Source organism: Aeromicrobium sp. Root236 (genome assembly GCF_001428805.1).
Lineage (GTDB): Bacteria > Actinomycetota > Actinomycetes > Propionibacteriales > Nocardioidaceae > Aeromicrobium.
In genome coordinates, this window is the sequence record NZ_LMIS01000001.1 from 2,107,388 (window position 1) to 2,132,779 (window position 25,392).

Here is a 25,392-nt window from a genome sequence, read left to right on the forward strand (position 1 = left end):
TGCCACCTCTGGGTCGATCCTTCAGACACCTTGGCGCAAACGCCCACGCTGCCCGTGATCCGCCGCGGATAGGCTCGGCGGTGTGATCACCGGCTTCGACCTCGACATGACGCTCATCGACTCACGACCGGGGATCAAGGCGGTGTACGACCAGCTCGCCGTCGAGACCGGCGCCCGCATCGACACCGACCTCGTCGTGTCGCGGCTCGGCCCGCCGGTCGAGTGGGAGCTCGAGCACTGGCTGCCCGAGCCCGAGGTCAAGCACTGGGCGGACCGCTATCGCGAGCTCTACCCGTTGATCGCCCTCGACCTGGTCACTGCGATGCCCGGTGCGTACGAAGCGGTCGAGGCCGCAAACAAGGTGGGCCGCACGATCCTGCTGACGGCCAAGCACGCACCCAATGCCCAGCTGCACGTCGACCGTCTGGGGTTGCCCGTCGGTGAGGTCTTCGGCGGCGCCTGGCGCGAGGCCAAGGGCGTCGTGCTGCGCGAGCAGGGCGCCACGACGTACGTCGGCGACCACGTGCACGACATGGACGCTGCACGCCTCGCGGGCGTCGTCGGCGTCGCGGTCGCGACCGGGCCGAGCACGGCCGACGACCTGCGGGACGCCGGCGCCGACACCGTGCTGACGACGCTCGAGGACTTCCCGGACTGGCTCGACCGCCGCTGACCTGCGGCAACGTGTGACAGGTCAGACAGCCCCGCATCCGGCATTTGACTTGTTTTAACCCGCTTGCGGACGGATACTTAAGTTACTACCCAGTAGCAAGCCGCTGCCGTGCAGCGCGTACCCCCAAAGGATTGCTGGCATGAGCCACTACAAGAGCAACCTCCGTGACGTCGAGTTCAACATGTTCGAGCTCTTCAACCGGCAGGACGTCCTCGGCACCGGACCCTTCGAAGAGGTCGACGCCGACACCGCGAAGAGCATCCTGACCGAGATCGACCGCATCGCGCGCGAGGACCTCGCCGCATCGTTCGAGGACGCCGATCGCAACCCGCCGGTCTACGACCCGGCCGCCAAGACCGTGACGATGAACCCGGCCTTCGCCAAGTCCTACAAGGCCTGGATGGACGCCGAGTGGTGGCGCCTCCAGATCCCCGAGGAGCTCGGCGGACAGGTCGCGCCGGCCTCCCTGATCTGGGGCAGCGCCGAGTTCGTGCTGGGCGCCAACCCGGCGATCTGGATGTACGCCTGCGGTCCCGCGTTCGCGCGCATCGTGTTCGAGAACGGCATCGAGCGGGACAAGAAGATCGCCCAGCACATGGTCGACCGCAGCTGGGGCGCCACGATGGTGCTGACCGAGCCCGACGCGGGCTCCGACGTCGGCGCCGGCCGCACCAAGGCGTTCGCCAACGAGGACGGCTCGTGGAACATCGAGGGCGTCAAGCGCTTCATCACCTCGGGTGAGCACGACATGGCCGAGAACATCATGCACCTGGTCCTCGCCCGCCCCGTCGGCATCGAGGGCGTCGGTGGCCCCGGCACCAAGGGCCTCAGCCTGTTCCTCGTGCCGAAGTTCCACTTCGACCACGAGACCGGTGAGCTCACCGGCGAGCGCAACGGCGCCTACGTCACCAACGTCGAGAAGAAGATGGGCCTCAAGGTCTCCACGACGTGCGAGGTGACGTTCGGCGACGGCGCACCGGCGCAGGGCTGGCTGCTCGGCGAGGTGCACGACGGCATCAACCAGATGTTCCGCGTGATCGAGAACGCCCGCATGTTCGTCGGGCTCAAGGCCGCCTCGACGCTGTCGAGCGGCTACCTCAACGCGCTCGAGTACGCCAAGGAGCGCATCCAGGGCGCCGACCTGACGCAGGCGTCGGACAAGACCGCGCCCCGCGTCACGATCACGCACCACCCCGACGTCCGCCGCTCGCTGATGACCCAGAAGGCGTACGCCGAGGGACTCCGCTCGCTCGCGATGTACACCTCGACGTGGCAGGACGACGTCATCATCAAGAAGGCCGCCGGCGAGGACGCCGCGCTGTCGGAGTCGATCAATGACCTGCTGCTGCCGCTCGTCAAGGGCTACGGCTCGGAGCGCTCCTGGGTGCTGCTCGGCACCGAGTCGCTGCAGACGTTCGGTGGATCGGGCTTCCTCCAGGACTACCCGATCGAGCAGTACGTCCGCGACGCCAAGATCGACACCCTCTACGAGGGCACGACGGCGATCCAGGGCCAGGACCTGTTCTTCCGCAAGATCGTCAAGGACAAGGGCGTCGCGCTCGGCTACCTGTCCGAGCAGGTCAAGGCGTTCGCGGAGAGCGACGCCGGCAACGGCCGCCTCAAGGAGGAGCGCGAGCTCCTCAAGCAGGGCCTCGACGACGCCACCGCGATCATCGGTGCGGTCTTCACCGACCTCATGTCGTCGAACCCCGCGGACGAGAAGGGCGACCTCAAGAACATTTACAAGGTCGGCCTCAACACGACCCGCCTCGTGTACGTCCTCGGCGACCTGACCGTCGCGTGGCTGCTGCTCCGCGGCGCCGAGGTGGCGCTCGAGAAGCTGGGCGGCGAGGTCTCCGCCTCGGACAAGAGCTTCTACGAGGGCAAGGTCGCCGCTGCGCAGTTCTTCGCGCGCAACGTGCTCCCGCAGCTCGCCGGCGAACGGGCGATCGCCGAGAACGTCGACGGTTCGCTCATGGAGCTCGACGAATCCTCGTTCTGAGCTGCTGAGCCCCGACCGAAGGCCCTCATCGTTCGCGGTGAGGGCCTTCGTCTCACCATTTGATTAGTGCACTAATCATTCGTACACTTGCGACATGGACGACACCAATCCCCTCGCGCTCGAGGAGCAGGTCTGCTTCGCGCTGGCGGTCGCATCACGCAGCGTCATCGCGAGCTACCGCACGGTGCTGGAGCCCCTCGGTCTCACGCACCCGCAGTACCTCACGATGCTGGCCCTGTGGGAGCACGGGACACTCAGCGTCAAGGCACTCGGCGAGCTGCTGCACCTCGAGCCCGCGACGGTCTCGCCGCTGGTCAAGCGGCTCGAGCAGTCGGGGCTGGTGACGCGGACGCGGTCGAGCACCGACGAGCGGCTGATCGAGATCGCGCTCACCGCCGACGGCCGTGCCCTGCGTCGCAAGGCCCTGAAGGTGCCGGCGACCATGCTCGCCCGCTTCGGCATGAGCGTCGACGACCTGCGCGCCACCAACGCCGTGCTGCACCGCATCATCGACGCAGCCGAGGCGGTGCCCGCATGACCGGCCGCACGACTGAGGCGGTCGCCCTCGACCGCGTACGTCGTCGGGTCGCGGCGATCGGCTTCCTGGCCGTCACGATCCACGGCGTCCTCGGACTGATCGGCGTCTCGTACGTGCTGCTGGACGAGGGCCGCCGCTCCGATGCGGGTCTGCTGACCTTCATGTCCGGCGTCGTCGCCCTGGTCGTCTGCGCCGCGACCCGTGCGATCCTCGGCGTGCGACCGTTCTCGGCCGGGTGGTCGGCGGTCGCGCTGGTGCCGACCGTCGCCGCGTTCGTCCTGCTGTTCTGAGTCACCCCGGGACCTTCGACCCTGTGTCTTGCGAACCCCGGCGCGTACGGTCGGGTGCCCATGACCCGCGTGAGCTGTCCGACCCTTCGCAGCCTGATCACGACCGCAGACGAAGCCGCACTCCTCATCCATCCGGGCGACAACGTGGGCTTCAGCGGATTCACCGGTGCCGGTTGCCCGAAGGCCATCCCGACGGCACTGGCCGCCCGCATGACCGAGGCACACGACCGAGGTGACGCTTTCCAGATCGGGCTCTGGACCGGCGCGTCGACGGGGCCGGGGGCGGACGGTGTCCTCGCGGAGACGCACGGCATCTCGACCCGGCTGCCGTACAGCAGCGATCCGACGCTCCGTGCCCTGATCAACTCCGGTGAGGTCGACTACGTCGACGAGCACCTCAGTCATTCGGCCCAGCACATGTGGTTCGGGTTCTACGGTCACCTCGACCTCGCTGTCGTCGAGGTGACAGCGATCCTCCCCGACGGCCGCCTCGTCCCGAGCAGCTCGGTCGGCAACAACAAGACCTGGCTCGACCAGGCCGACCGGGTGATCCTCGAGGTCAACCACTGGCAGCCGCGAGAGCTCGAGGGCTTCCACGACGTCTACTACGGAACCGCCCTGCCGCCCGCGAGGCAGCCCATCCAGCTGACCGAGGCGATGCAACGCATCGGCGAGCCGTACCTCCGGGTCGACCCGGCCAAGGTCGTGGCTGTCGTCGAGACCGACCACCCGGACCGCAACGCGCCGTTCAGCGCGCCGGACGACACCTCTGCGTCCATCGCCGACCACGTCCTGGACTTCCTGCGGCACGAGGTCTCAGCGGGACGCATGCCACCCGGCCTGCTGCCACTGCAGTCCGGGGTCGGGAACGTGGCGAACGCCGTCCTCGCCGGGCTGGGCGAGAGCGAGTTCTCCGGCCTGGTCGCGTTCACGGAGGTGATCCAGGACGGAATGCTCGACCTGCTCGACGACGGGACGCTGCGCGCTGCTTCGGCGACCTCGTTCGGGTTGTCGGATCGTGGTGTGAAGCGCTTCATGTCCGACATCGACAGCTACCGAGGCCGGATCCTGCTGCGGAGCGAGGAGATCTCGAACCATCCGGAGCTGATCCGCCGGCTCGGGGTGATCTCGATGAACGGGATGCTCGAGGCGGACATCTACGGAAACGTGAACTCGACCCATGTCATGGGCAGCGCGATCATGAACGGCATCGGCGGGAGCGGAGACTTCGCGCGCAATGCCTTCCTCAACTTCTTCCTCAGCCGGTCGACGGCGAAGGGCGGAGCGATCTCCGCGATCGTCCCGATGGTCAGCCACGTCGACCACACCGAGCACGACGTGAACGTGATCGTGACCGAGCACGGCCTCGCGGACCTGCGCGGACTCTCGCCTCGCGCCCGCTGCCAGCGGATCATCCGGTGCGCGGACCCACGGTTCCGCGACGAGCTCACGGACTACACCGAACGCGCGTGGGCCGCCCATCCGTACGCCCGGCACACCCCTCACCTGCTGGCGGAAGCGCTGAGCTGGCACGAGCGATACCTCGACACGGGCCACATGTGACGCAGCGATGGCCCGGCGTCCCGAGGGCCGCCGGACCATGCAACCGCTGAGCTCCCTCTCTCAGCGGAGGACCGCGTTGTCCTTGACGACCGGAAGCTTCTCCCAGATCTTGCCGAGCCCCAGGGTGCGGCCCGCGCTCGCCATCGCCAGCACGGCAAGGACCATGGCGTAGATCAGGTGGTCATCGAGAAAGAGGTTGTTCTCCGGGGGCAGGACCGCGGTCCACATCAGCACCAGGAGCAGTGCACCGGCCGCGGCGGCGATGCGGACCGCAACACCGAGGATCAGCGCCGTGCCGATGCCGAGCAGGCCGAGCATGAAGAGCCAGTCGGCCCACGCATGTCCGGCGAAGCTCTGGTAGGTGTCGGAGAACGGACCCTTGGTGGCGTGGCCGAGGAAGCCGGCTGTGGGACTGCCGCCGTTGACCCACGCGTCGGCGGAAGCCGTCTCGTGACCCAGGCCGAAGGTCTTGTCCAGGAAGGGCCACAGGAACGTCCAGCCCATCGCGAGTCGGATCACGCCGAGGACCAGCGACATCGGCGCCGTCCGCTCCGCAGTGACAGGGATGGCCTTGGCGTGATGGGCGGCAAATGTGGCGGTCATGCTGACTCCTCGGTTGGGTGATGCGTTGCCTTCAGCATTCCCGGCGGACGCGCCGCAGGTCAGGGCCCTGCGTCCGCAATGGGCGGGCCCTAGGTCCGCAACGACCCACCGGGCCACGACGGGACCAAGGTCCCGGGTTGCCGGGCACCTTGCCCGTGGCCGGACGCGGCACCGGGTGGCAGCGTCGACACCGGAGACAACCGAGCTCCGAAGCATCCGGCAAGGCGAAGGGACCTCCCATGACGACGCTGAGATCCGACAGCTCGCGATCGCTGGTGAGCCTCACGGGCCAGGAGTGCCTCGAGCTCCTCGGCACCACGACAGTGGGGCACCTCGCGTTCGTCGATCACGAGGGGCAACAGCTGATCCCGGCGAACTACGCCGTGCTCGACGGTGCGATCTACCTCCGTACTGCACCTGGAGGGATCCTCGCGCAGCTCATGCACGGGCACCCGGACGTGGCCTTTGGCATTGAGCACCAGGACGAGTTCCGCCGCGGCTGGAACGTCACGGCGCGCGGCCCGGCCGCCGGCGTGGAGGATAGGGCCACCATCAACCGCGTCCTGGGGCACAGGCGGCTCCGGCCGTGGGCCGGCGGCGTGCGTCCCCTCGTCATCAGGGTGACCCCGTTGTCCCTGGCAGGTCGCCGCGTCAGCGGCAACACCAACTGAGCGACGGTCACCCGCCTGTCAGATGCTCGCCACCGCCGCAGCTATCCGGCCGCACGGTCCGGGACGACCATGAGCTGGTCGGCGATGTGCCGCGCCCATGCGTCGACCTGGTCCCAGTCGCGGTGATCGCCGGGAAGGGCATGCACAGCCTTGATGGCCGTCCGCTCGACCCAGCTGAGGTGCGTGGTGTCGAGGCGGCCTCCGAAGATCTTGTGCTCGACTGCCTGTCCGGATGTGACCATCGCATCCGCAGAGATGATCTGGGCGTTCTCACTCTCGACGTCGGATATCGGACCGGTGCTGAAGAGCCAGAGGTCGAACAGCGCGGCATCCTTCACGTACGTGAGGGCGCGCGCCGCGGAGTGCATCCAGTGGCTGAAGTAGATCGCGCTGCCGAGCACGACCGCATCGGCGTCGTCGAAGGCGCGAAGATCGCTCAGGTCCGACCGCACGACGTCCCACCCATCAGGGAGGGCTTCGGCCAGGGTCACGGCGAGGCGATCAGCGATCTCGCAGGTGCCGCCGTGCCGGCTGGCTGCGGCGACGACCAACGAGCGGCAGGCTCGCACGTCAGGCTCCCCGGTAGTCGGACGGGACGATCGCGACCGGGCAACCGGCTCGCCGCAGCACCTGCATCGCGAGCGGCCGCGTCAGGGCGAACGAGAGGGTCCGGGAGTGCGGGCGACCCACGACCACGAGCTCGGCGTGTGCGCTGGCGGCGACGATGGCCTGCTCAGCACCGTCGACGATGAAGGCGCGAATCACCCGGACGTCGGGGTACATCTCGCCCCAGCCGGCGAGCACCTCCGCGATGTTGGCGCGGATCGCCTCGGCGTCTGCTGCCAGCGTCGCCGGCGGGGTCGCGTGGAGCACGTGCAGCTCGTGCCCCCGCACCAGGGCCTGCTCGAAGGCGTACGTCAAGGGCCCGGTCGCGGACGTGTCGCCATCCAGCGTGACCACCACGCCACCTCGCGGCGGCGCCGGATAGGCGATCTCCGGGACCACGACGACGGGGCACGGCGCGTGCCGCGCCATGTGGCGGGCCACCCCGCCACCGAGCATCCGGTCGTACCACGGGATGTCGTCGGCTCCGATGACCAGCAGGTGTGCGTCGACGGTCGCGGCCTCGAGCGCCTCTACGACGGTGGAGGTTGACAGCTCGTACGCGATCGAGGGGACCGCGACCTCCTGGTCGAGGAGCTCCCGCGCGTCGTCGAGGACCTTCTGCCCTGCAGCGTGGAGGGCGTCGAGGTCGGCAGGGCTGAGGTAGGCGTTCACGCCCTGGAGCGGCACGCCAGCCGCGTGCACGACCAGCATCTCGACGTCGCTGCGTAGTGCCTCACGCAGCGCGAACCGGAGTGCCGTGGGCTGCTTGTCGGCGATGCCGATGACGACGGGCCTTCTCGGACTGTTCATGTCTCCTCCTGGGCGGCTGGTCCTTCCACGATCGCCGCAGAGGCCTCCCGACGGCATGGGCCACCGTCCACGGTCTGCAGGACCTAGGTCCCCGGCCCATACGCGCGTAGTGTGACGAGACACCCAGGTGCGACCAGGAGTCTCATGACCGACGAGCGCGCGACCGGCCCCACCCTCGACTTCGAGGCGGTGCTCGCCCAGTTCGTCGAGCGCGCGCAGCAGCTGATCGCCTCCCAGTCACGCCTGCGGGACCTGATCCGGGTCAACAACGACCTGACCAGCAAGCTCGACCTGCCGACCGTCCTCCACCGCATCGTCGAGATCGGCATGGAGCTCCTGAACGCCCGCTACGCCGCCATGGGTGTCATCGGTGACGAACGGCGCCTCGAGCAGTTCATCCACATCGGGATGGACCCGGACGTGATCGCGCAGATCGACCACCTTCCCGAGGGCAAGGGCCTGCTGGGAGCCCTGATCGACGATCCGCACCCCGTGCGGTTGCGGAAGATCGCGGACGACGGTCGATCGAGTGGCTTCCCGGATCACCATCCACCCATGGAGAACTTCCTGGGGGTGCCGATCCGCGTACGAGACGAGGTCTACGGCAACCTCTACCTGACCGACAGCCTGAACGGCGCGTTCTCGGCCGAGGACGAAGAGCTGGCGCAGGCGCTCGCGGCCACCGCGGGCATCGCCATCGAGAACGCGCGCCTGTTCGACGACTCGGCCTACCGCGAACGCTGGTCGTCCGCTCTGGCGGACACCGCCCGTCGGCTCATGCGTGACGAGGAGGAGGAGGAACACCTCGGCGTCATAGTCGAGCAGGTCCAGAAGCTCGCCGAGGCCGACCTGGTCAGCATCGGCCGGATCACCCTGTCGGGCGACGAGATCTATGTCGATCGCGCGTCCGGGACCGGCGCGGACGACCTCATGACGATGTCGTTCCCTCTTGAGGGCACGTTCGCCGGCGACGCCATCGCGTCGGGCGAGCCGATCCTGGTCAGCGAGTCGAGCGAGTTCCAGGCCCATGGCTTCGCGCAGCACGCCCTGCTGGGCAACTCGGTCGTCATCCCGTTCACCCACGGAGACGTTCCAGCAGGCGTGCTCACGCTCTCGCGTGCGGTCGGGCGACCTCCGTTCAGCGTTCGCGACCTGGACATGGGCGCCTCGTTCGCGAGCCACATCAGCGTCGCGATCGACCGGGCCGAGTCACGGCGAGGGCGCCGCCGGGTGGCCCTGCTCGAGGACCGCAGCCGCATCGCGCGCGACCTCCACGACCACGTGATCCAGCGGCTGTTCGGGACCGGGCTCAGCCTGCAGGCCGCCGCTGCCGGCGCCGACCCCGAGACCGCCGGACGCATCACGGCGCAGATCACCGAGATCGACAGCGCCATCGCCCAGATCCGGCAGAGCATCTTCGCGATGCAACGAGACCCCGAGACGACCACGGTGAGCCTTCGCGCCCGCATCCTCGAGATCATCGACCGGGTGTCCGACCAGCTCACGACCCGGCCGCGCGTGACGTTCCTGGGACCCGTGGACCTGATGGTCTCCGGGGACCTCACCGATGACGTGGCGGCCGTCGTCACGGAGTCGCTCGCCAACGCCGTACGCCATGCCGGTCCCGCCCAGGTCTCGGTCACGATCGCCGCGGTGTCGGGCGAGATCAGCATCGAGGTCGTGGACGACGGCGTGGGACCGGGGTCATCGCCTCGGCTCAGCGGGCTGTCCAACCTGCGCCAGCGGGCCGAGGCGCGCGGAGGTGAGTTCGAGATCCGCGCTGCCCCCGGAGGAGGTACGCGCGTCTCCTGGATCGTGCCGACCTGAGGGTCAGCGGTCGTCGAGCAGCCTGCTGGCGAAGACCGCCGCCTGGGTCCGCCGCTCCAACCCGAGCTTCGACAGCACGTTGGACATGTAGTTCTTGATCGTCTTCTCGGCGAGGAACAGCCGCTCGCCGATCTGCCGGTTGGTCAGCCCTTCGGCGACGAGCTCGAGGATGCGTCGCTCCTGCGCCGTCAGGCTCTTGAGCTCGTCGGGTTCCTCCGGCGCGCCTTCTCGAAGACGTTCCATGACCTTCGCCGTCACGCTCGGGTCGAGGAGCGAGCCGCCGGTTGCGACATGACGAACCGCGGCGATCAGGTCCTGGCCGGTGACCTGCTTGAGGACGTATCCCGCGGCGCCGGCCATGATCGCGGCGAAGAGTGCCTCGTCGTCGTCGAACGACGTGAGGATGATGGCCCTGGTCTCCGGATGCGCCGAGCGGATCTGGCGACAGACCTCGATGCCGCTGCCGTCCGGCAACCGCGCATCGAGCACGGCGACGTCAGGGGTGAGTGCCGGGATCCTGGCCAACGCGGCGCTGGCCGTCCCGGCCTCGCCGACCACCTCGATGTCGCCGCCGCTCTCGAGCAGCTGGCGGAGTCCCGTCCGGACGACCTCGTGGTCATCCAGCAGGAAGACGCGGATCGTCATCGATTCTCCTCGAGTGGCTGACCCTCAGTATTCGCCGGCTCCGGTGGAGTGTCGAGGGTCCAAGGTCCCGCGACCCCCCGTGGCCCGCTCAGAGCTCGAACACCAGGCGAGCCGCGATGCCGCCGGTCAGCAGCTCCGCGATCGCCTCGTTGACCTGGTCGAGCTTGCGGCCCTCGGCGATGACCCGTGTACGCCCACGCGCGTGCAGCGCGAAGACCTCGGTCAGGTCCTGGCGCGTGCCGACGATCGAGCCGATGATCTCGATGCCCTTGAGCACGGTGTCGAAGATCGGGATGCTCATGGTGCCGTCCGCCGGGAGCGCGACGCACACGAGTCGGCCACCCCGGCTCAACGACGCGAAGGCCTGCTCGAACGCCGACGGCGAGACCGCGTACGCCAGTGCGACATCTGCGCCGCCGAGTGCGGCGATCGCCGCGACGGGGTCCTCGGTCGCCGCGTTGACGACGTGGTCGGCCCCGAGTGCGGTGGCCAGCTCGAGCTTCTCGTCGTCGATGTCGACCGCGATCACGACGGCACCCACCAGGCGGGCGTACTGGACGGCCAGGTGGCCGAGGCCACCGATGCCGAAGACCGCGACGGTCTCGCCGGGCTGCACGTGCGCGACCTTGATCGACTTGTACGCCGTGAGGCCCGCGCAGCTGAGCGGGGCGGCGTCGAACGGCTCGACGCCCTCCGGCACGCGTACGGCGAAGTCGGCGTCGACGAGGGCGTACTCGGCGAACGCGCCGTCGATCGAGTAACCACTGTTGAGCTGGCTCTCGCACAGCGTCTCGCGACCGTCGATGCAGTAGCGGCAGTGCCCACAGGCGTGGCCGAGCCAGGCGATCGAGACCCGGTCGCCGACCACGTGGGCGGTGACCTGTGCGCCGAGCTTCTCGACGATGCCGACGCCTTCGTGTCCGGGGACGAACGGCGGAATCGGCTTGACCGGCCAGTCACCTTGGGCGGCATGGATGTCGGTGTGGCACAGGCCGCAGGCCTCGATGCGTACGAGGACCTCACCGATCCCTGGCTGTGGGACCGGACGTTCCTGGATCTCGAGGGGCTGGCCCAGGGCGGTGACAACGGCGGCTCTCATGACGACTCCTCGTGAGGTGGAAAGGGGGTTGCTCCCACCTCAGTCGGTGTCGTGGATCCGGCGTAGGGCACGTGCGCCCGGATGTCAGGGACCTAGGTCCCTGACACATCCATCAGGGCACGCGCATGCGCTGCGCAGCGGTGGCGGACGGACGAGGCCTCGACCACGGCAGGTGACGAGGCGGTGCTCATCCGGACCGACACCTCACCGTGGCTGGTGTGCAGGTCGATCGCGAATCCCGCGTCCGTGAAGACCGCCATCATCGGATGGTTGATCGCCAGGACGTCGGCGACGAGCCACTGCACGCCGGCGGCTCGGGCCTCGTCCGCGATCCGTTCGAGGAGCAGCGTCGCGACGCCGAGGCCGTGTGCGTCGTCGGCCACGAGGAACGCGACCTCCGAGGTGATCTCGTCGCACGGCTCCACGTCGGCGACTCCGATCAACCGATCATCGACCTCGACCAGGAACACCGCCGGCGCATCGAGCGGAGCGAAGAGATGGTCGAGGTGACTCGTCACGGCACCCCTTCCGCTCGTGAAGAAGCGGGTGTAGAGATTCGCCGCGCTCGTGCACGCGTACATGGCGGTGACGGCGGCCCGGTCCGCACGCGTCATGGGGCGGACGCAGGCCGCACGGCCGTCCGTGAGCAGCTCGAATCTCAGGGCGTCTCGATCGGGAGCGGTGGTCGGCATGACCCGAGTGTCCGGCCGAGCTCGTCGTGACGGCAGGGTCCAAGTGCCCGACGACGCGGGATGTTCTCCCGCGCGCCGGGCGTCACGCGTACGGGCTAGTACCAGCTGATCAGCGGGTTGGTGATCGTGTAGGGCGCGAAGTCGCTGCCCAGGATGTAGAAGATGGCGAGCGCACCACCGGCGAGGGCGACGTCCTTGTTGAACTGGACCATCTCCATCATCTTGTTGGTCGCGTCGGTCTCCTTCCAGAACGCGTGCATCATGACGGCCGTGATGACCAGCAGGATCGCGATACCGAGAGCGCCGATGTCACCCCAGATGCCGAAGACGATCGACACGGCGCCGAGGATCATGGCCACGCCGCTGATCTGGACCATGAGCTTCGCGTTGGACAGCCCGCGCGACTCCGCGTAGCCGGTCATCGCCGCGGTCTGGGTCAGGTGGCCGATGCCCGATCCGACAAGCAGGTAGGCGAACAAGATGCGTCCGATGAGGAAGATTTCGTCCATGAGGTGCCTCTCAGATGGTTGAGCCGTCAATCGGGCAGTCTGGCCCTCCCTGCACGACGCGTCAAGGACCGGCTGACGCAGTGCGGTGTGGGAGGGTGGCTGCGTGAAACCGGTCAGCCCGCTCTGGTACTTGACGGCCTTCCTCTTCGCACTCGGCAGCGTCGTGCTCGCCACGGTCGTCGCCGCCGGCGCGTGGGACCCGGTGCGCGAGGTCACCGTGACGCCGACGACTGTTCGCGCTGACGCCCAGGGCAAGACCCTCGTCGTGTTCACCGACATCCTCCAGCCGGACCGCGACGTGACCTGCCGGGCCACCGGACGCGACAAGAAGCCGGTCGACATCCCGGCCGCGGCGCTCGACATCCAGGTCGACAACGAGGGCAACCAGTGGCACCTGATCGGGCTCCTCGGCGCGGGCAGGACCGGCATGCGGGTGCACTGCACCCCGCGCGACAGGCGCGTGGACAACGCGTCGTACGGCTGGGCCACGGTGACCGGTTTCGAGTCCCGCGCCAACGACGCCAAGGGCATCGGCATCCTGGGCGTCACGGTGGCCGCGGCGTTTGCGGGGTACGTGTTCTGGTGTCGTCGCCAACAGCGTCAGGAGACCGTCCGTGAATCTGCTTGAGACCTACGTGCGCGGATGGCACGAAGCCGCTGAGGCGATCATCGCCCTCGCTGCCGAGCTCGACGACGCCGACTGGGCGCGCCAGACCGACTGCACGGAGTGGACCGTCAAGGACGTCGTGGCTCACGTCGCCCATCTCGAGACCGAGCTGTGCCACTCCGCGCAGAACACGTACGACAGCGCCGCAGGTACGGACGTCACCTCGTCCTACACCGCGACCGGTGTCGCCGCCCGCCGCGACCGCACGCCGGCCGAGCTCGTCGCGGAGCTCGCCTCGGCCGTCGAGCTGCGAGCGAGCCGGCTGGCCGACCTGCCCGACGATCCATCGGCCCTGGCACCGGTCACCCCGGGCGGCGTCGCGTGGAGCTGGGACACGCTGCTGCGCAACCGCTCGGTCGACGTGTGGGTGCACGAGCAGGACATCCGGCGGGCCACCGGGCGACCCGGCGGCCTCGACAGCACCGGTGCGCACGTCGCCGTGATGACGTTCTCGTTCGCGATGCCGTACGTCCTGGGCAAGAAGGTCAAGCCGCCGGCGCTGTCGACCGTGCGGTGGAACGTGACCGGCGAGACGCCGCTCGAGCTCGTCGTGCGGGTCGGCGAGGACGGCCGGGCGAGCGCGATCGAGACCCTCGACGAACCGTCCGCCACGCTGACGATGTCGACCGAGGCGTTCACGGTGCTGACGGCCGGGCGTCGCACGCCCGACCAGCTGGACATCACGATCGAGGGCGACGAGGAGCTCGCGCGGGCGACCCTCGACGCCATGCCGATCATGTCCTGACCGGCGGATCTTCCTCTACGCTGGCGCGATGACCTGGAGCACCCGCGACATCCCCGACCTCACCGGCAAGCGTGCCGTCATCACGGGCGTCACCGGGGGCCTGGGCCTGCACACCGCGATCGGGCTCGGCCGGGCCGGCGCCGACCTCGTCGTGACGGCCCGCGACGAGCGCAAGGCCGAGATCGCCCTCGCCCGCATCGCCGACAAGGCGCCGGGCGCGCTAGCCGAGGTCGTCTCGCTCGACCTCGCCGACCTCGCCGACGTGCGACGGGCGGCGGCCGAGGTCACCAAGACGTACGAGCGCGTCGACATCCTCGTCAACAACGCCGGCATCATGGTGCCCCCGCGCTACTCGACGACCGCCGACGGGTTCGAGCTCCAGATCGGCACCAACCACCTCGGCCACTTCGCGTGGACCGCGGCCCTGTGGCCGGTCCTGCGCGACAGCGCCGCCCGCATCGTCTCCGTCGCCTCGCTGGCGCACACGACGGTCGGCAGCGTCGACCTCACCACGCTGGCCCCCGGCGGCACACCCCAGCGCTACCGCCGCTGGCAGTCGTACGGCCAGTCCAAGCTGGCCAACCTGCTGTTCGCCCTCGAGCTCGACCGCCGGGCCAAGGCCGCCGGGCTGGACGTCGTGAGCGTCGGCGCCCACCCGGGCTACGCCGCCACGAACATCACGAAGACCGGACCCACCAGCAGCGGGCTCTCACTGCCGGGAATGGGCATGCACCAGGTCAGCCGGATCATCGCGCAACCCGCCGCGCTCGGTGCGATGCCGCTGCTGATGGCGGCGACCGATCCGGCCCTCACCGGTGGCGAGTACGTCGGGCCGTCGGGCTTCCGCGGGCTCCGCGGCAAGCCCAGGATCGTGACGCCGAGCCGGGCCGCGCGGGACGAGGAGCTCGCGCGGGACCTGTGGTCGGCGTCCGAGACGGCGGTCGGCGCGACGTTCGAGGTCTGACCCGCGAACCGCTCTGCGATGCCCGAGAGAATCGCGGATCACGCGCCGATTCGCCTCATGTGGGATCGCCCACACGCACCCTGTCCTCGCGTGCCTTCCGCGCCAGGTTGACGTAACGTCGAAGACCTGATGATTCGAGACATGACGCACAGCGACTTCGACACCATCGTCCACCTCAACCAGAACGCCCTCGAGGGCGTCGGACCCCTCGACAACGAGAGCCTCTCGCTCCTCGTCAAGATGTCCGACCAGGCGCTCGTCGCCGAGGACTCCGGCGACATCGCCGGCTTCGTCATCACCCTGCCCCCAGGTGCCGAGTACGACTCGAGCCGCTACCGGTGGTTCGAGGACAAGCTCGTCGACGACTACGTCTACCTGGACCGCATCGTCGTGTCCGGTGACCACCGCCGCAAGGGGGTGGCCTCCAAGCTCTACGAGGAGATCGAGGGCGACACTCCCGTCGCGCTCGAGGTCTACGAGACCAACGACGTCTCCCTCGCGTTCCACGAGAGCCGCGGCTTCGAGGAAGTCGGCGCGCTGACGCACGACGGCAAGACCAACCTCATGCTGGTCCGCGAGCCCGACGAGGCCTGAGCCTCCGACCCCACCTCGTGGCGGGCCATCGACCGTACGACGGTCGGTGGCCCGCTCCTCGTTGATCTTCCGCCAATTCCCGGCGACGCGCGGCACCCGAGCCCTACTGTGATCGGCATGTCCATCAACGAGCCTCCCCCGCCGCAGCGCGGGCTCACCGGCGCGGAGCGCGGTCCCGCCCTCACCGACCTCGAGCACGAGGTCGCCGACGCCCGGTCCATGCCGCAGAAGCTGCTCGCGGCCGCCAGCCCGAAGCTCTACTTCGGGATGGTCAAGGAGTATCCGGCCGGCATCAAGCAGTTCCTCTGGTTGTGCCTCGGCATCCTCTACCCGTTCTGGCTGATCGCCGTGGTCATCGCCTGGCCGGTCATGATGATCCTGAAGCTCCTCGGCAAGATCCTGTTCGCCGTCTGGTGGTTCTGCACCGGTTGGTTCTGGAAGCGGCTCGGCGGCGAGAAACCGAGCGCCTGAGTGAGGCTCCTGCCGCGGCGACGTTCCGGCGTCACGGTGTCGGTCGCTCCTGACCGCCCCCTCCTGCCGACGGAGTCGCTCACCGCGACCGTCACGCTCGACGAGCCTCTGGACGACGTCATCGACGCCCGGATCGAGATCGGGTACGTCAACACCTACACGTACGAGTGGGCGCGCAACACCACCACCGACCTGATCGGCCCGACGAGTGCCGGCGGCCGCAGCGACGCCAAGGACTGGGTCGCGGCCGGCCATGCCCCGATCACGTTCGCCGGCGGCACGCTGGCAGCGGGGACGCACACCGCGACCGTACGACTGCCGTCGTGGTCCCCCGGTACGTCCGACCCTGCCGTGGCGTGGCAGGCCCGGCTCGCGGTCCAGCGCAGGGGCAGGTCGCCCGAGGCCGAGGCCTCGTTCACGGTCGTCGTGCCTGCGCCCGATCCAGTCCCGACCGAGACGCGGCTCGTCCAGGGCGAGAGTGCGATCGCCAACAGCATCCGCTTCGACATCGTCCCGGACGCGGTGGCCTACCGCGCCGGCGACGTGGTCCGCGGCACGATCTCGGTGACGCCGACCGAGCCGGTCACCAGGAGTGCCACCGCCGACGTGCGGTTCTACCGGACCCAGGTCTCGCATCCGCTCGAGAAGCCGCCGTCGCCCGACATCGAGTGGTTCAGCCGCCCCCACGTGACGGTGGCCAAGGACCTCGCACTGGTGCAGGGCGTCACGACCGAGGTCCCGTTCGAGCTGACCCTGCCCGCCGACGCCTCGCCGAGCGTCGAGGCGGTGCACAACTCGATCGAGTGGTGGGTGCTCGCGACGATCACGTTCTCGGGCATGACCGGCGCGATCGAGCGTGCTCGGCGCGAGCTCGTGGTCTACAACGCCTGAGCGCGCCACTCCTCGGCGAGGAGCGCATACGCGTATCCGTCCTGCCAGCCGTGGTCGCGGTGCAGGGAGTCCTTGACGTTGTGGGCCTCGCGGCGCATGCCGAGCCGCTCCATCACGCGCCACGACGGCTCGTTGGCCGCGAAGCACATCGCCACGACCCGACGCAGCCCGAGCTCCTCGAAGCAGATCCGCAGGAGGGCGGCGATCGCCTCGGTCGCCAGCCCTTGCCCGTGGTGCGCAGGGTCGAACACCCAGCCGAGCTCGGCCTCGGTGGCCTCGGCCTGATCAGCCACTTCTCGCTGCGCGTACGCGTCCTGGACCTTGACCATCAGGTCGCCGATCATCTGCCCGTCGTGCTCGACGATCACGGCCGTCGAGCCGTCGCCGAAGCGCTCGGCGAGCGAGTCGACGTCCGTCGAGAGTCCGCCGATCCACTCGGCGACCTCCGCCTGCGAGCGGTAGTCGAAGATCCGCGGCACGTCGCCGGCCTCGAAGCGACGGAGCACGAGTCGGTCGGTGTGCACTGGCCAGACGGCGTCATCAAGTCGGGAACCCATGCCTCATGATCTCAACTAGCCGCGCGTGCGGCCGTAGGCCTCGGGCTCCTCGGCCATGACCTTGGCTCGCGACTTGACCCGGTAGCGCCAGATCTGGGCCAGGCCGAGGAACCACAGGACGTACTGGAACGACATCGCCCACCTGAAGGCCGACGGTGTGTAGGCGGTCGAGGAGCCCGGGGTGCGCCAGTCGAGGATCACGCCGATCGCGACGACGAGCACGAGGCTCGCGACGAACCCGGCCTGGTTGACGATCGCCGTGGCGCTGCCGAGCCGATCGGCCGGGTTGGACGTACGCGCGAGGTCGAAGCCGATCATCGACGCCGGACCGCCGACGCCCATCACGATGACGAGCACCACCAGCAGCCCCAGCGGGGCGGGTCCGTGCCAGGCCAGCACGACGGTCCAGACCGCGACGATCGTGGCGAGGATGCCGAGCACGATCGTCGAGCGCTGCCACGGATGACGCGTGATCGCCCACCCCAGGACGGGCCCGGCGCTCATCACCGCCACGACCATCAGCGTCAGCAGCAACCCGGCGACGTGGTCGGACCGACCCTCCCCGCGTACGAAGAACGGGTAGCCCCACAGCAGGCCGAACGTCGTCGCGCTGAACTGGGTCGTGAAGTGCATCCAGAAGCCCAGCCGCGTGCCCGGTTGCGCCCACGAGGCGCTGAGACTGTGCCGGATGCCGCTCAGCGACAGGGCCGCGCCGCTGACGGAGCGGGCAGCCGGCGCGTCACGGACGACGGCCAGCAAGGCGAGCGTCAGGACCACCCCCAGCGACGCCGCGATGAGGTAGGACTTCGTCCAGCCCAGCTCGCGCAGCGCCACCGTCATCGGCACGGCCGCGATGATCGCACCGAGTTGGCCCGTGACGCCGGTCAGCTGTGTGATGAGGGGTACGCGGCGCGGCGCGAACCAGGTGTTGACCAGCCGCAGCACACAGATGAACGTCATGGCGTCGCCGACCCCGACGAAGACCCGCGCGACGAGCGCCCAGGCGTACGTGTCGGCGAACGCGAAGCCGGCCTGGGCCAGAGTCAAGGTGATGGCGCCCGTCAGCAGCACCCGCCGCGGGCCGAACCGGTCGACCAGCAGCCCGACGGGGATCTGCATGCCGGCGTAGACCAGCAGCTGCAGCATCGTGAACGTCGCCAGCTGGGCGGCCGAGATGTCGAACCGCTCCGTCGCGGCAAGACCGGCGACGGCGAGGGACGAGCGGTGGAACACCGCGAGGAGATAGACCAGGAGGGCGACGACCCAGACCGCGTATGCGCCGGGATGGCGGCTCTCGGCAGGGTGGCTCACCGATCCAGTTTAGGGCGCTCGACGTGCCGTCCCGACCGCGGTGGGAGACGGTGGACGCATGATCACCTGCGTTGTCGACTACGTCATCGACCCCGACAAGATCGCCGATTTCGAGGAGTTCGGCCGGCGCTGGATGCAGCTCGTCAACCAGCACGGCGGCACCCACCACGGCTACTTCCTGCCCGCCGAGGGAGCGAGCGACCGGGCGCTCGCGTTGTTCAGCTTCCCGAGCCTCGCGGCGTACGAGGACTACCGCTCGCTGTTCGGCCAGGACCCGGACTTCGTCGAGGCCGACCGGATCCGCGACGAGAGCGGCTGCGTGCTGCGGTACGACCGCACGTTCATGCGGCCCCTGATGCCGTGACCGCCCGTGTGCCACGGTGGGGTGCATGGCTGACTCCCTGACCCTCGTCGACTGGCGCCGCCGCGTCAACGAGCTCTACGCCGACGTGCGCGCCGAGCCCGACCACGCAGCCGGACATGCGCGATGGCGCGCGGCCCGCGACGAGCTCTTCCGCACGCATCCGCAGACCCCGTTGCTCGAGGACGACCCGTTGCGCGAGACCGGACTGCCCTACTGGCCGTACGACCCCGAGCTGCGATTCGACGTGCCGTTGCTGGCGATGGATGAGACGGAGCCGCGGCTCGTCGACGCGGGCGGCGACGGCACGATCACCATGCGGCTCGTCGGACGGGTCGAGCTCCCCGACGTCGTCGGTGGCAGCCTGGACGTGTGGTGGCTGCACCAGTACGGCGGCGGGATCTTCGTGCCGCTGCGCGACGGCACGGCCGGTGACGGCAGCTACGGGGGCGGTCGCTACCTGCTCGACACCGCCAAGGGGTCGTGGCTCGGAGGCGACGCCGAGTCACTGACGCTCGACCTCAACTACGCGTACCACCCGTCGTGCCGCTACAACCCGCGATGGCAGTGCCCTCTGGCCCCGCCCGGCAACACGATCACGACCCGGGTCGAGGCGGGCGAACGGCTCTGAGGTGCGGACCGTGTCGAGGGTCTCCATGAAGAACCGGGTGCCGGACCCTGAGCTGGTCCGGCACCCGGTCTCGATGCGTCAGGCGGAGATCGACGTCTGCTCGGTCGCTCCGCCGAGGATGTCGATCTTGCGCGGCCTGGCGCGCTCGCTCACCGGGATCACGACGCTGAGGACACCGTTGTCGTAGTGCGCCGAGATCCCGTCGGTGTCGATGCCGTCGCCCAGGCTGAACTGACGGACGTAGCTGCCGTACGGACGCTCCTTGGCCAGCCACTTGGCGCCCTCGTGCGACGCCGGTGTGCGTTCGGCCCTGATGGTCAGCACGTGTCCGTCGAGATCGACGTCGACCGATCCGGGGTCGATGCCCGGGAGATCGGCGGCCAGGACGTAGCGGTCACCTTCGCGGAACAGGTCGACCGGCATGAGCCGGGTCCGCGACGTGAGCTGAGTGGTCAGGCGATCGAATTCGCTGAAAGGGTCAAAAGACATGTTCATCATCTGAAGATCTCCTTTCGAAACTTGAGTCCATCGGACTCAACTCTTACGAGACGTAAGTTAGAACAACAACCGGCCTCGTTCAAGTCCCGAATCCCTGAGAAAAATCTGAAAAATCTGTTGCGGTTGCAGCCGATTCGTCAGAACGTCAGGGCCAGTGCGGGGTCGCGGAGGATCGCGGCGACATCGGCGAGGAACCGCGAGCCCTGCTCACCGTCGACGACCCGGTGGTCGAAGCTCAGCGCGAGGGTCGTGACCCAGCGAGCCACGATCTCGTCGTCGTCGCCGACCCACGGCCGCTTGTTGATCGCGCCGACCGCCAGGATCCCGGACTCGCCGGGATTGAGGATCGGCGTGCCGGCGTCGATGCCGAACACCCCGATGTTGGTGATCGTGAACGACCCGCCACTCATCTGGGCCGGCTGCGTCTTGCCGTCGCGCGCCGTCGCGATGAGCTCGGCGAACGCCTGCGCGAGCTCGGGCATCGTCTTGGAGTCGGCGCCGACGATGTTGGGCACGACGAGCCCCCGGGGCGTCGCCGCGGCGATGCCGAGGTTGACCGATCCCTTGAGCACGATCTCCTGCGCTGCGTCGTCCCACGAGGCGTTGAGCTCCGGCGTGCGACGCATCGCGAGGCACACCGCCCGCGCGACGATCAGCAGCGGCGAGACGCGTACGCCGGCGAACCGCTCGTCGGTCTTGAGCTGGGCGACGAGCTCCATCGTCCTGGAGACGTCGACCGTCACCCACTCGGTGACGTGCGGAGCGGTGAACGCCGACGACACCATCGCCTCGGCGGTCATCTTGCGGACGCCCTTGATCGGGATGCGCTGGTCCTCGAGCGAGGTGGAGGTGGACGGTTTCGTGTCGACAGGCTCAACGACCGGCTGGGCGCGCAGGCCGGCGAACGCCTCGACGTCGGCGCGCGTGATGATGTCGCCCTGCGCCGGCACGGAGTCGAGGTCGATGCCGAGGTCCTTGGCGAGCTTGCGGACCGGGGGCTTGGCGAGTGCCCGGATCGAGCGCTGGGGCACCTTCTCGGTGTCGACCGACGCGACGGCACCCTTGCGGGCGCGGCGCTTGGTCGACGTGGCCCGCGGGCCGTAGCCCACGAGGACCGACTGGCGCTCCTCCTTGGCCTTGATCGCCGGAGTCGCCACGGGCTCGGGCACCAGGTCACCCGCAGCGGCGAACTCACCGGCCGTCATCGCGTCGGGCAGCTGGGGCCCGTCGGTCGCCGGCTCGTCGGCGGAGGTGATGCGGATGATCGGGGTGCCGACGTCGACGGTCTGGCCCTCGTCGACGAGCAACGCCTCGACAGTGCCCTCGTAGGGGCTCGGCAGCTCGACGATCGACTTGGCGGTCTCGATGTCGACGATGATGTCGTTGACCTTGATCTGGTCGCCGACGGAGACCTTCCACGTCACGATCTCGGCCTCGGTCAGGCCCTCGCCCACGTCGGGCAGCTTGAACTCACTCATCAACGACTCCTAGTACGCCAGCGAACGGTCGACCGCGTCGAGCACGCGGTCGAGGCCGGGCAGGAACTCTTCCTCGACGCGGCTCGGCGGGTAGGGCAGGTCATAGCCCGTGACCCGGATGACCGGCGCCTCGAGGGAGTAGAAGCACGACTCGGTGATGCGCGACGAGATCTCGGCGCCGAGACCCAGGGTCTGCGACGCCTCGTGCACGACGATCGCCCGGCCCGTGCGGCGTACGGACTCGAAGACCGGCGCCAGGTCGAGCGGCGACAGCGTCCGGAGGTCGATGACCTCCAGGCTCATGCTCTCCTCGGCCGCGGCCTCGGCGGCCTCCAGGCATGTCTTGACCATCGGCCCGTACGCGATGAGGGTCGCGTCGGTGCCGTCGCGAACGATCTTGGAGGCGTGCAGCGGGAGCGGCTCGGACTCGGTGTCGACCTCGCCCTGGTCCCAGTAGCGCCGCTTGGGCTCCATGAACACGATCGGGTCGTCGCTCGCGATCGCCTGCTGGATCATCCAGAACGCGTCGTTGGCGTTCGAGCACGACACGACCTTGAGGCCCGCGGTCAGCGCGAACTGCGCCTCGGGGCTCTCGGAGTGGTGCTCGACCGCGCCGATGCCGCCGCCGAACGGGATGCGGATGACGATCGGCATCTTGACCCGGCCCTGGCTGCGGAAGTGCAGCTTGGCGACCTGGCTGACGATCTGGTCGTAGGCCGGGTAGACGAAGCCGTCGAACTGGATCTCGAGGACCGGGCGGTAGCCCCGGAACGCGAGGCCGACCGCGGTGCCGACGATGCCGCTCTCGGCGAGGGGAGCGTCGATGACGCGGCTCTCGCCGAAGTCCTTCTGCAGGCCGTCGGTGATGCGGAAGACGCCGCCGAGCTTGCCGACGTCCTCACCCATGATCAGGACCTTGTCGTCGGCCTCCATCGCGGCCCGCAGGCCGGCGTTGAGGCCCTTGCCGAGCGGCATCTTCGTGCTCATGCTTCGCTCCCCTCGGGCTCGAGACTGTCTCTGAATGCGACGTACTGGGCCTTCTGCTCCTCGAGCTCGGTCGAGCCGTCGACGTAGACGTGGTCGAAGAGCGCGGCGAGATCGGGATCGGGCAGCGACTTGCAGGTCTCGCGCAGGTGCTTGCCCAGCTCGTCGGCCTCGACGTCGAGCTCGTCGAAGAACTCCTGCGGCGTGCCCTGCGTCAGGAGGTAGCGCTTGACCCGCTCGATGGGGTCCTTGAGCTTCCACGTCTCGACCTCGGCGCTGTCGCGGTAGCGGCTCGGGTCGTCGGACGTCGTGTGCGCGCCCATGCGATAGGTGTAGGCCTCGATCAGCGTCGGGCCCTCGCCGTTGCGCGCCTTCTGCATCGCGGCCGTCGTGACGGCGTGGCACGCGAGGACGTCGTTGCCGTCGACCCGGATGCCGTCGAAACCGAAGCCGCCGGCGCGCTGCGCGATGGGGCCGCGGGTGTTGCGCTCGGTCGAGGCCGAGATGGCGTACTGGTTGTTCTGGCAGAAGAACACGACCGGCGCGTTGAAGACCGCGGCCCAGTCGAACGCCTCGTTGACGTCGCCCTGGCTGGTGGCACCGTCGCCGAAGTAGGCGATGACCGCCGCGTCGCGCTCGGGATCGTTGCGGCCGACCTCGCCGTCGAGCGTCAGCCCCATGGCGTAGCCCGTCGCGTGCAGGGTCTGCGCGCCGATGACGATGCTGTAGAGCGCGAAGCCGTGCTCGACCGGGTCCCAGCCGCCGAGCTCGACGCCGCGGAACAGGCCGAGCAGGAGCGCCGGGTCGACGCCGCGGCACAACGCGACGCCGTGCTCGCGATAGGTCGGGAACGCGAAGTCCTGCGGGAGCAGCGCCCGTCCGGAGCCGATCTGGGCGGCCTCCTGGCCGAGGGCCGGCGCCCAGAGACCGAGCTCACCGTGACGCTGCAGCGCGTGCGCCTCGAAGTCGATGCGCCGACTCAGGACGAGATCGCGGAACAGGCCGCGGATGGCCTCGTCGTCGCCCTCGTAGGAGTAGTCCGCGTGCGAGACGCGCTCACCCTCGGGGGTCAGGAGCTGGACCAGGGGAAAGGCTCCAGCAGGATCGTCGGCTACGTATGCGTCGGGCATGGTGGCGCTCAATGCGACTCCCTCAATCGATCGGTTCGCGGGATTGCCGCTCCGATGTCGAAGATGCGAGACACCAGTGTCACAGGGGTGGCGGACGTTGGTGGACTCACATGGACGTGACTGGCATCACATCTGGACCCACCGTATCCCGGCAAAGACCGCCTGACAAAACAACGCTCCGATCAGCTGATGGTCACGTTCGAGGTGCCCGGCACCTCGATTTTCAGACGACCTGTTGCATCCGCCGTTGCGATGACAGTGGAAGTCGCGAGATTCCGCTTGATGCGTACGCTCCTGGTCGTGCCCGGCGGGAAGAGCGGCGGCGTGACGACTGTGGCGGCATCCGCGCCGGTGAAGCTGAACCCCGCGGCGGATGCCTTGGCCAGCGTCGTCAGCCGTTCGGCCGTGATGCGGTGCACCGCGACTCCCCAGTCCCACTGCGCGTACGCCTTGGCCGTCGACGCGTACGTGATGACCGTCGGCGTCGACGGGTGGGCGAAGCGGTCCATGAGCCGCGGCAGGTACTCGCGGAGGTCCTGCGCCCAGTAGGGGAACGAGTGGGTGCCGAACACGTAGTTGTCGAGGTGGTGCGCGATGCCGGCCTGGTCGAGGTGCCGGTGGAACGCCAAGGTCGACAGGTGCGTGAGCGTCTCGATGACGTTGCCGGAGATGCTGAGTCCCGATTGCAGGGTGTCGAGCTGGCCCGGCAGGCCGGTCGCGGTCCACATCTCGACGTCCATCCCGCGCAGGTTCTCGACGAGGGTGCCGGGGTCGTGGCCCTGCCAGTGCGCCCCGTTCGTGAGCGGGTCGCCGAACATCTGGAACGGCTGCCCGCCGTTGAGCGCGACGTTGGTCCCCTCGATCACGAACGACGCTCCCGCGCGGACGACGGGGTCGCGGTAGATCTCCGGGGCGCCCGAGAACGTGGCGACCGACGTGAACAGCTCCGGATGGCGGGCGGCGGCGTGCATCGCGCCGAACCCGCCCTGCGAGAGTCCGGCGATCGCGCGGTGGTCACGGTCCGCGACCGTCCGGTAGTTCGCATCGATCCACGGGATGACCTGGTCGACCTCGAACGTCTCCCACTGCTGCCGGGCGCCTGCCGGGTTCCACCAGTCGACGAACCAGCCCCCGCCGTTGCCGTCGTAGCCGGCCTCCGGCAGCACCAGGATGACGTCGCGCCCGGCGGTCGTACGTACGGCGTCGCCGGCACCGGTCCAGTCCGAGGGGCGACCCGAGGTGCCGTGATACAGGTACAGCACCGGATAGCGCTCGGTCGATGCGTCATAGCCCTCAGGCAGCACGACGCGGATGTGCACGGGTTGCTGCAAGGCGTCGGTCGACACGGTCGTCTCGACGATTCGGTCGCCGGGGTGCGTCGTGTCGACGACGGTCAGTCCGTGGCCGCTGACGGGCGCCGGCTCGGCCGAGGCACTGCCCGCCGGCGCGACCAGCGCGATGGACACCAGGGCAACGACGAGCAGACGGCGCATGGACCGACGGTAGCGCTAGTTCGTACGTTCGTACAGGTTTATGCGCCCGACGGGCAACATGTCGATCCAGCCCGTTGCCGTTCGTGTAG

At 69.0% G+C, this 25,392-nt stretch carries 29 protein-coding genes; 15 read left to right on the plus strand and 14 right to left on the minus strand.

Translation table 11 applies throughout. From position 1 onward, the window contains the following. Positions 1-82 precede the first annotated feature (82 nt). The 5 genes from ASE12_RS10595 to ASE12_RS10615 all read left to right on the plus strand — a co-directional run bounded on the left by ASE12_RS10595 (position 83) and on the right by ASE12_RS10615 (position 5,066). Positions 83-673: an HAD family hydrolase gene (locus ASE12_RS10595; RefSeq protein ID WP_235508887.1), complete on the plus strand. Its 591-nt coding sequence runs from the start codon at positions 83-85 to the stop codon at positions 671-673. Positions 674-812: 139 nt separating this feature from the next. Next, positions 813-2,675, plus strand: a complete 1,863-nt coding sequence (locus tag ASE12_RS10600; protein ID WP_056400135.1) for an acyl-CoA dehydrogenase — start codon at positions 813-815, stop codon at positions 2,673-2,675. Positions 2,676-2,769: 94 nt separating this feature from the next. Next, positions 2,770-3,213 carry a MarR family winged helix-turn-helix transcriptional regulator gene (locus ASE12_RS10605; RefSeq protein ID WP_056400139.1) on the plus strand — a complete coding sequence of 148 codons (444 nt, stop codon included), beginning with the start codon at positions 2,770-2,772 and terminating at the stop codon, positions 3,211-3,213. Then, on the plus strand, positions 3,210-3,503 hold the full coding sequence (locus tag ASE12_RS10610) for a hypothetical protein (protein ID WP_056400142.1): 294 nt from the start codon (positions 3,210-3,212) through the stop codon (positions 3,501-3,503). The genes ASE12_RS10605 and ASE12_RS10610 overlap by 4 nt, the downstream gene beginning before the upstream one ends. Before the next feature lie 60 nt (positions 3,504-3,563). Next, positions 3,564-5,066, plus strand: a complete 1,503-nt coding sequence (locus ASE12_RS10615) for an acetyl-CoA hydrolase/transferase family protein (RefSeq protein WP_056400145.1) — start codon at positions 3,564-3,566, stop codon at positions 5,064-5,066. A 60-nt stretch (positions 5,067-5,126) separates the two neighbouring features. Here the strand turns inward: ASE12_RS10615 and ASE12_RS10620 are convergent, their stop codons facing one another. Further along, positions 5,127-5,669, minus strand: coding sequence for a DoxX family membrane protein (locus tag ASE12_RS10620; protein ID WP_056400154.1), 543 nt, complete (start codon positions 5,667-5,669; stop codon positions 5,127-5,129). A gap of 239 nt (positions 5,670-5,908) precedes the next feature. On the opposite strand from ASE12_RS10620, the gene ASE12_RS10625 reads away from it, so the two are divergent. Then, positions 5,909-6,340 (plus strand): pyridoxamine 5'-phosphate oxidase family protein, encoded by a 432-nt coding sequence (locus tag ASE12_RS10625; protein ID WP_056400155.1) that lies wholly within the window; start codon positions 5,909-5,911, stop codon positions 6,338-6,340. Between the two features lie 41 nt (positions 6,341-6,381). Here ASE12_RS10625 and ASE12_RS10630 read toward each other — a convergent pair whose 3' ends face one another. Both ASE12_RS10630 and ASE12_RS10635 read right to left on the minus strand, forming a co-directional pair. Then, positions 6,382-6,909: a flavodoxin domain-containing protein gene (locus tag ASE12_RS10630; protein WP_056400156.1), complete on the minus strand. Its 528-nt coding sequence runs from the start codon at positions 6,907-6,909 to the stop codon at positions 6,382-6,384. Position 6,910: 1 nt separating this feature from the next. Then, positions 6,911-7,756: a universal stress protein gene (locus tag ASE12_RS10635; RefSeq protein ID WP_056400157.1), complete on the minus strand. Its 846-nt coding sequence runs from the start codon at positions 7,754-7,756 to the stop codon at positions 6,911-6,913. Positions 7,757-7,900: 144 nt separating this feature from the next. On the opposite strand from ASE12_RS10635, the gene ASE12_RS10640 reads away from it, so the two are divergent. Further along, positions 7,901-9,583, plus strand: coding sequence for a GAF domain-containing protein (locus ASE12_RS10640; protein WP_056400158.1), 1,683 nt, complete (start codon positions 7,901-7,903; stop codon positions 9,581-9,583). A gap of 3 nt (positions 9,584-9,586) precedes the next feature. Here the strand turns inward: ASE12_RS10640 and ASE12_RS10645 are convergent, their stop codons facing one another. The 4 genes from ASE12_RS10645 to ASE12_RS10660 all read right to left on the minus strand — a co-directional run bounded on the left by ASE12_RS10645 (position 9,587) and on the right by ASE12_RS10660 (position 12,528). Then, complete coding sequence (locus ASE12_RS10645) at positions 9,587-10,228, minus strand: response regulator transcription factor (protein ID WP_056400162.1); 642 nt, start codon at positions 10,226-10,228, stop codon at positions 9,587-9,589. 88 nt (positions 10,229-10,316) lie between these two features. Next, positions 10,317-11,327 carry an alcohol dehydrogenase AdhP gene (adhP, locus tag ASE12_RS10650; protein WP_056400165.1) on the minus strand — a complete coding sequence of 337 codons (1,011 nt, stop codon included), beginning with the start codon at positions 11,325-11,327 and terminating at the stop codon, positions 10,317-10,319. A gap of 92 nt (positions 11,328-11,419) precedes the next feature. Continuing rightward, complete coding sequence (locus tag ASE12_RS10655) at positions 11,420-12,019, minus strand: GNAT family N-acetyltransferase (protein ID WP_056400168.1); 600 nt, start codon at positions 12,017-12,019, stop codon at positions 11,420-11,422. A gap of 95 nt (positions 12,020-12,114) precedes the next feature. After that, positions 12,115-12,528 (minus strand): DoxX family protein, encoded by a 414-nt coding sequence (locus ASE12_RS10660; RefSeq protein WP_056400170.1) that lies wholly within the window; start codon positions 12,526-12,528, stop codon positions 12,115-12,117. 103 nt (positions 12,529-12,631) lie between these two features. On the opposite strand from ASE12_RS10660, the gene ASE12_RS20055 reads away from it, so the two are divergent. The 6 genes from ASE12_RS20055 to ASE12_RS10690 all read left to right on the plus strand — a co-directional run bounded on the left by ASE12_RS20055 (position 12,632) and on the right by ASE12_RS10690 (position 16,860). Beyond that, positions 12,632-13,156, plus strand: a complete 525-nt coding sequence (locus tag ASE12_RS20055; protein ID WP_056400174.1) for a hypothetical protein — start codon at positions 12,632-12,634, stop codon at positions 13,154-13,156. Further along, the gene (locus tag ASE12_RS10670; protein ID WP_056400177.1) at positions 13,143-13,940 is read left to right on the plus strand and encodes a maleylpyruvate isomerase family mycothiol-dependent enzyme; all 798 of its coding nucleotides are present in this window, start codon (positions 13,143-13,145) and stop codon (positions 13,938-13,940) included. Before ASE12_RS20055 ends, ASE12_RS10670 begins: the two co-directional genes overlap by 14 nt. Before the next feature lie 28 nt (positions 13,941-13,968). Next, entirely contained in the window at positions 13,969-14,904 is a 936-nt protein-coding gene (locus ASE12_RS10675) for an oxidoreductase (protein ID WP_056400179.1), read from the plus strand. A 141-nt stretch (positions 14,905-15,045) separates the two neighbouring features. After that, positions 15,046-15,498 (plus strand): GNAT family N-acetyltransferase, encoded by a 453-nt coding sequence (locus ASE12_RS10680; protein ID WP_056400182.1) that lies wholly within the window; start codon positions 15,046-15,048, stop codon positions 15,496-15,498. A 117-nt stretch (positions 15,499-15,615) separates the two neighbouring features. Beyond that, complete coding sequence (locus ASE12_RS10685) at positions 15,616-15,969, plus strand: hypothetical protein (protein WP_157412895.1); 354 nt, start codon at positions 15,616-15,618, stop codon at positions 15,967-15,969. Next, complete coding sequence (locus tag ASE12_RS10690) at positions 15,970-16,860, plus strand: hypothetical protein (protein ID WP_056400188.1); 891 nt, start codon at positions 15,970-15,972, stop codon at positions 16,858-16,860. Here the strand turns inward: ASE12_RS10690 and ASE12_RS10695 are convergent. Both ASE12_RS10695 and ASE12_RS10700 read right to left on the minus strand, forming a co-directional pair. Beyond that, entirely contained in the window at positions 16,848-17,417 is a 570-nt protein-coding gene (locus ASE12_RS10695) for a GNAT family N-acetyltransferase (RefSeq protein ID WP_056400191.1), read from the minus strand. The two genes, ASE12_RS10690 and ASE12_RS10695, sit on opposite strands and share 13 nt — an antisense overlap. A 15-nt stretch (positions 17,418-17,432) precedes the next feature. Then, positions 17,433-18,728, minus strand: coding sequence for a nitrate/nitrite transporter (locus tag ASE12_RS10700; protein WP_056400194.1), 1,296 nt, complete (start codon positions 18,726-18,728; stop codon positions 17,433-17,435). A gap of 58 nt (positions 18,729-18,786) precedes the next feature. Here ASE12_RS10700 and ASE12_RS10705 point away from each other — a divergent pair, with 58 nt between their 5' ends. Together ASE12_RS10705 and ASE12_RS10710 are read left to right on the plus strand one after the other, a co-directional pair. Beyond that, the gene (locus tag ASE12_RS10705; protein WP_056400197.1) at positions 18,787-19,092 is read left to right on the plus strand and encodes an NIPSNAP family protein; all 306 of its coding nucleotides are present in this window, start codon (positions 18,787-18,789) and stop codon (positions 19,090-19,092) included. 25 nt (positions 19,093-19,117) lie between these two features. Next, on the plus strand, positions 19,118-19,720 hold the full coding sequence (locus ASE12_RS10710; RefSeq protein ID WP_056400199.1) for a DUF1684 domain-containing protein: 603 nt from the start codon (positions 19,118-19,120) through the stop codon (positions 19,718-19,720). A 78-nt stretch (positions 19,721-19,798) separates the two neighbouring features. On the opposite strand, the gene ASE12_RS10715 is transcribed toward ASE12_RS10710, so the two are convergent. The 5 genes from ASE12_RS10715 to ASE12_RS10735 all read right to left on the minus strand — a co-directional run bounded on the left by ASE12_RS10715 (position 19,799) and on the right by ASE12_RS10735 (position 25,303). Continuing rightward, positions 19,799-20,209 (minus strand): Hsp20/alpha crystallin family protein, encoded by a 411-nt coding sequence (locus ASE12_RS10715; RefSeq protein WP_235508888.1) that lies wholly within the window; start codon positions 20,207-20,209, stop codon positions 19,799-19,801. Between the two features lie 146 nt (positions 20,210-20,355). Then, positions 20,356-21,696, minus strand: a complete 1,341-nt coding sequence (locus ASE12_RS10720; protein ID WP_056400200.1) for a dihydrolipoamide acetyltransferase family protein — start codon at positions 21,694-21,696, stop codon at positions 20,356-20,358. A 9-nt stretch (positions 21,697-21,705) separates the two neighbouring features. Further along, positions 21,706-22,683 carry an alpha-ketoacid dehydrogenase subunit beta gene (locus ASE12_RS10725; RefSeq protein WP_056400201.1) on the minus strand — a complete coding sequence of 326 codons (978 nt, stop codon included), beginning with the start codon at positions 22,681-22,683 and terminating at the stop codon, positions 21,706-21,708. Continuing rightward, positions 22,680-23,810, minus strand: a complete 1,131-nt coding sequence (gene pdhA / locus ASE12_RS10730; protein ID WP_056400202.1) for a pyruvate dehydrogenase (acetyl-transferring) E1 component subunit alpha — start codon at positions 23,808-23,810, stop codon at positions 22,680-22,682. The genes ASE12_RS10725 and pdhA overlap by 4 nt, the downstream gene beginning before the upstream one ends. Positions 23,811-23,992: 182 nt before the next feature. Next, a complete protein-coding gene (locus ASE12_RS10735) occupies positions 23,993-25,303 on the minus strand; it encodes an alpha/beta hydrolase family protein (RefSeq protein ID WP_056400203.1) in 1,311 nt (436 codons plus the stop codon). Positions 25,304-25,392: the final 89 nt, after the last annotated feature.

Bases quoted from the DNA above. Each gene is read 5' to 3' on its own strand.
- ASE12_RS10600 (WP_056400135.1), top strand. From the start codon at position 813: ATGAGCCACTACAAGAGCAACCTCCGTGACGTCGAGTTCAACATGTTC.
- ASE12_RS10605 (WP_056400139.1), top strand. From the start codon at position 2,770: ATGGACGACACCAATCCCCTCGCGCTCGAGGAGCAGGTCTGCTTCGCG.
- ASE12_RS10610 (WP_056400142.1), top strand. From the start codon at position 3,210: ATGACCGGCCGCACGACTGAGGCGGTCGCCCTCGACCGCGTACGTCGT.
- ASE12_RS10615 (WP_056400145.1), top strand. From the start codon at position 3,564: ATGACCCGCGTGAGCTGTCCGACCCTTCGCAGCCTGATCACGACCGCA.
- ASE12_RS10620 (WP_056400154.1), bottom strand. From the start codon at position 5,669: ATGACCGCCACATTTGCCGCCCATCACGCCAAGGCCATCCCTGTCACT.
- ASE12_RS10625 (WP_056400155.1), top strand. From the start codon at position 5,909: ATGACGACGCTGAGATCCGACAGCTCGCGATCGCTGGTGAGCCTCACG.
- ASE12_RS10635 (WP_056400157.1), bottom strand. From the start codon at position 7,756: ATGAACAGTCCGAGAAGGCCCGTCGTCATCGGCATCGCCGACAAGCAG.
- ASE12_RS10640 (WP_056400158.1), top strand. From the start codon at position 7,901: ATGACCGACGAGCGCGCGACCGGCCCCACCCTCGACTTCGAGGCGGTG.
- ASE12_RS10645 (WP_056400162.1), bottom strand. From the start codon at position 10,228: ATGACGATCCGCGTCTTCCTGCTGGATGACCACGAGGTCGTCCGGACG.
- adhP (WP_056400165.1), bottom strand. From the start codon at position 11,327: ATGAGAGCCGCCGTTGTCACCGCCCTGGGCCAGCCCCTCGAGATCCAG.
- ASE12_RS10655 (WP_056400168.1), bottom strand. From the start codon at position 12,019: ATGCCGACCACCGCTCCCGATCGAGACGCCCTGAGATTCGAGCTGCTC.
- ASE12_RS10660 (WP_056400170.1), bottom strand. From the start codon at position 12,528: ATGGACGAAATCTTCCTCATCGGACGCATCTTGTTCGCCTACCTGCTT.
- ASE12_RS10675 (WP_056400179.1), top strand. From the start codon at position 13,969: ATGACCTGGAGCACCCGCGACATCCCCGACCTCACCGGCAAGCGTGCC.
- ASE12_RS10680 (WP_056400182.1), top strand. From the start codon at position 15,046: ATGACGCACAGCGACTTCGACACCATCGTCCACCTCAACCAGAACGCC.
- ASE12_RS10685 (WP_157412895.1), top strand. From the start codon at position 15,616: ATGTCCATCAACGAGCCTCCCCCGCCGCAGCGCGGGCTCACCGGCGCG.
- ASE12_RS10695 (WP_056400191.1), bottom strand. From the start codon at position 17,417: ATGGGTTCCCGACTTGATGACGCCGTCTGGCCAGTGCACACCGACCGA.
- ASE12_RS10705 (WP_056400197.1), top strand. From the start codon at position 18,787: ATGATCACCTGCGTTGTCGACTACGTCATCGACCCCGACAAGATCGCC.
- ASE12_RS10710 (WP_056400199.1), top strand. From the start codon at position 19,118: ATGGCTGACTCCCTGACCCTCGTCGACTGGCGCCGCCGCGTCAACGAG.
- ASE12_RS10715 (WP_235508888.1), bottom strand. From the start codon at position 20,209: ATGTCTTTTGACCCTTTCAGCGAATTCGATCGCCTGACCACTCAGCTC.
- ASE12_RS10720 (WP_056400200.1), bottom strand. From the start codon at position 21,696: ATGAGTGAGTTCAAGCTGCCCGACGTGGGCGAGGGCCTGACCGAGGCC.
- ASE12_RS10725 (WP_056400201.1), bottom strand. From the start codon at position 22,683: ATGAGCACGAAGATGCCGCTCGGCAAGGGCCTCAACGCCGGCCTGCGG.
- pdhA (WP_056400202.1), bottom strand. From the start codon at position 23,810: ATGCCCGACGCATACGTAGCCGACGATCCTGCTGGAGCCTTTCCCCTG.
- ASE12_RS10735 (WP_056400203.1), bottom strand. From the start codon at position 25,303: ATGCGCCGTCTGCTCGTCGTTGCCCTGGTGTCCATCGCGCTGGTCGCG.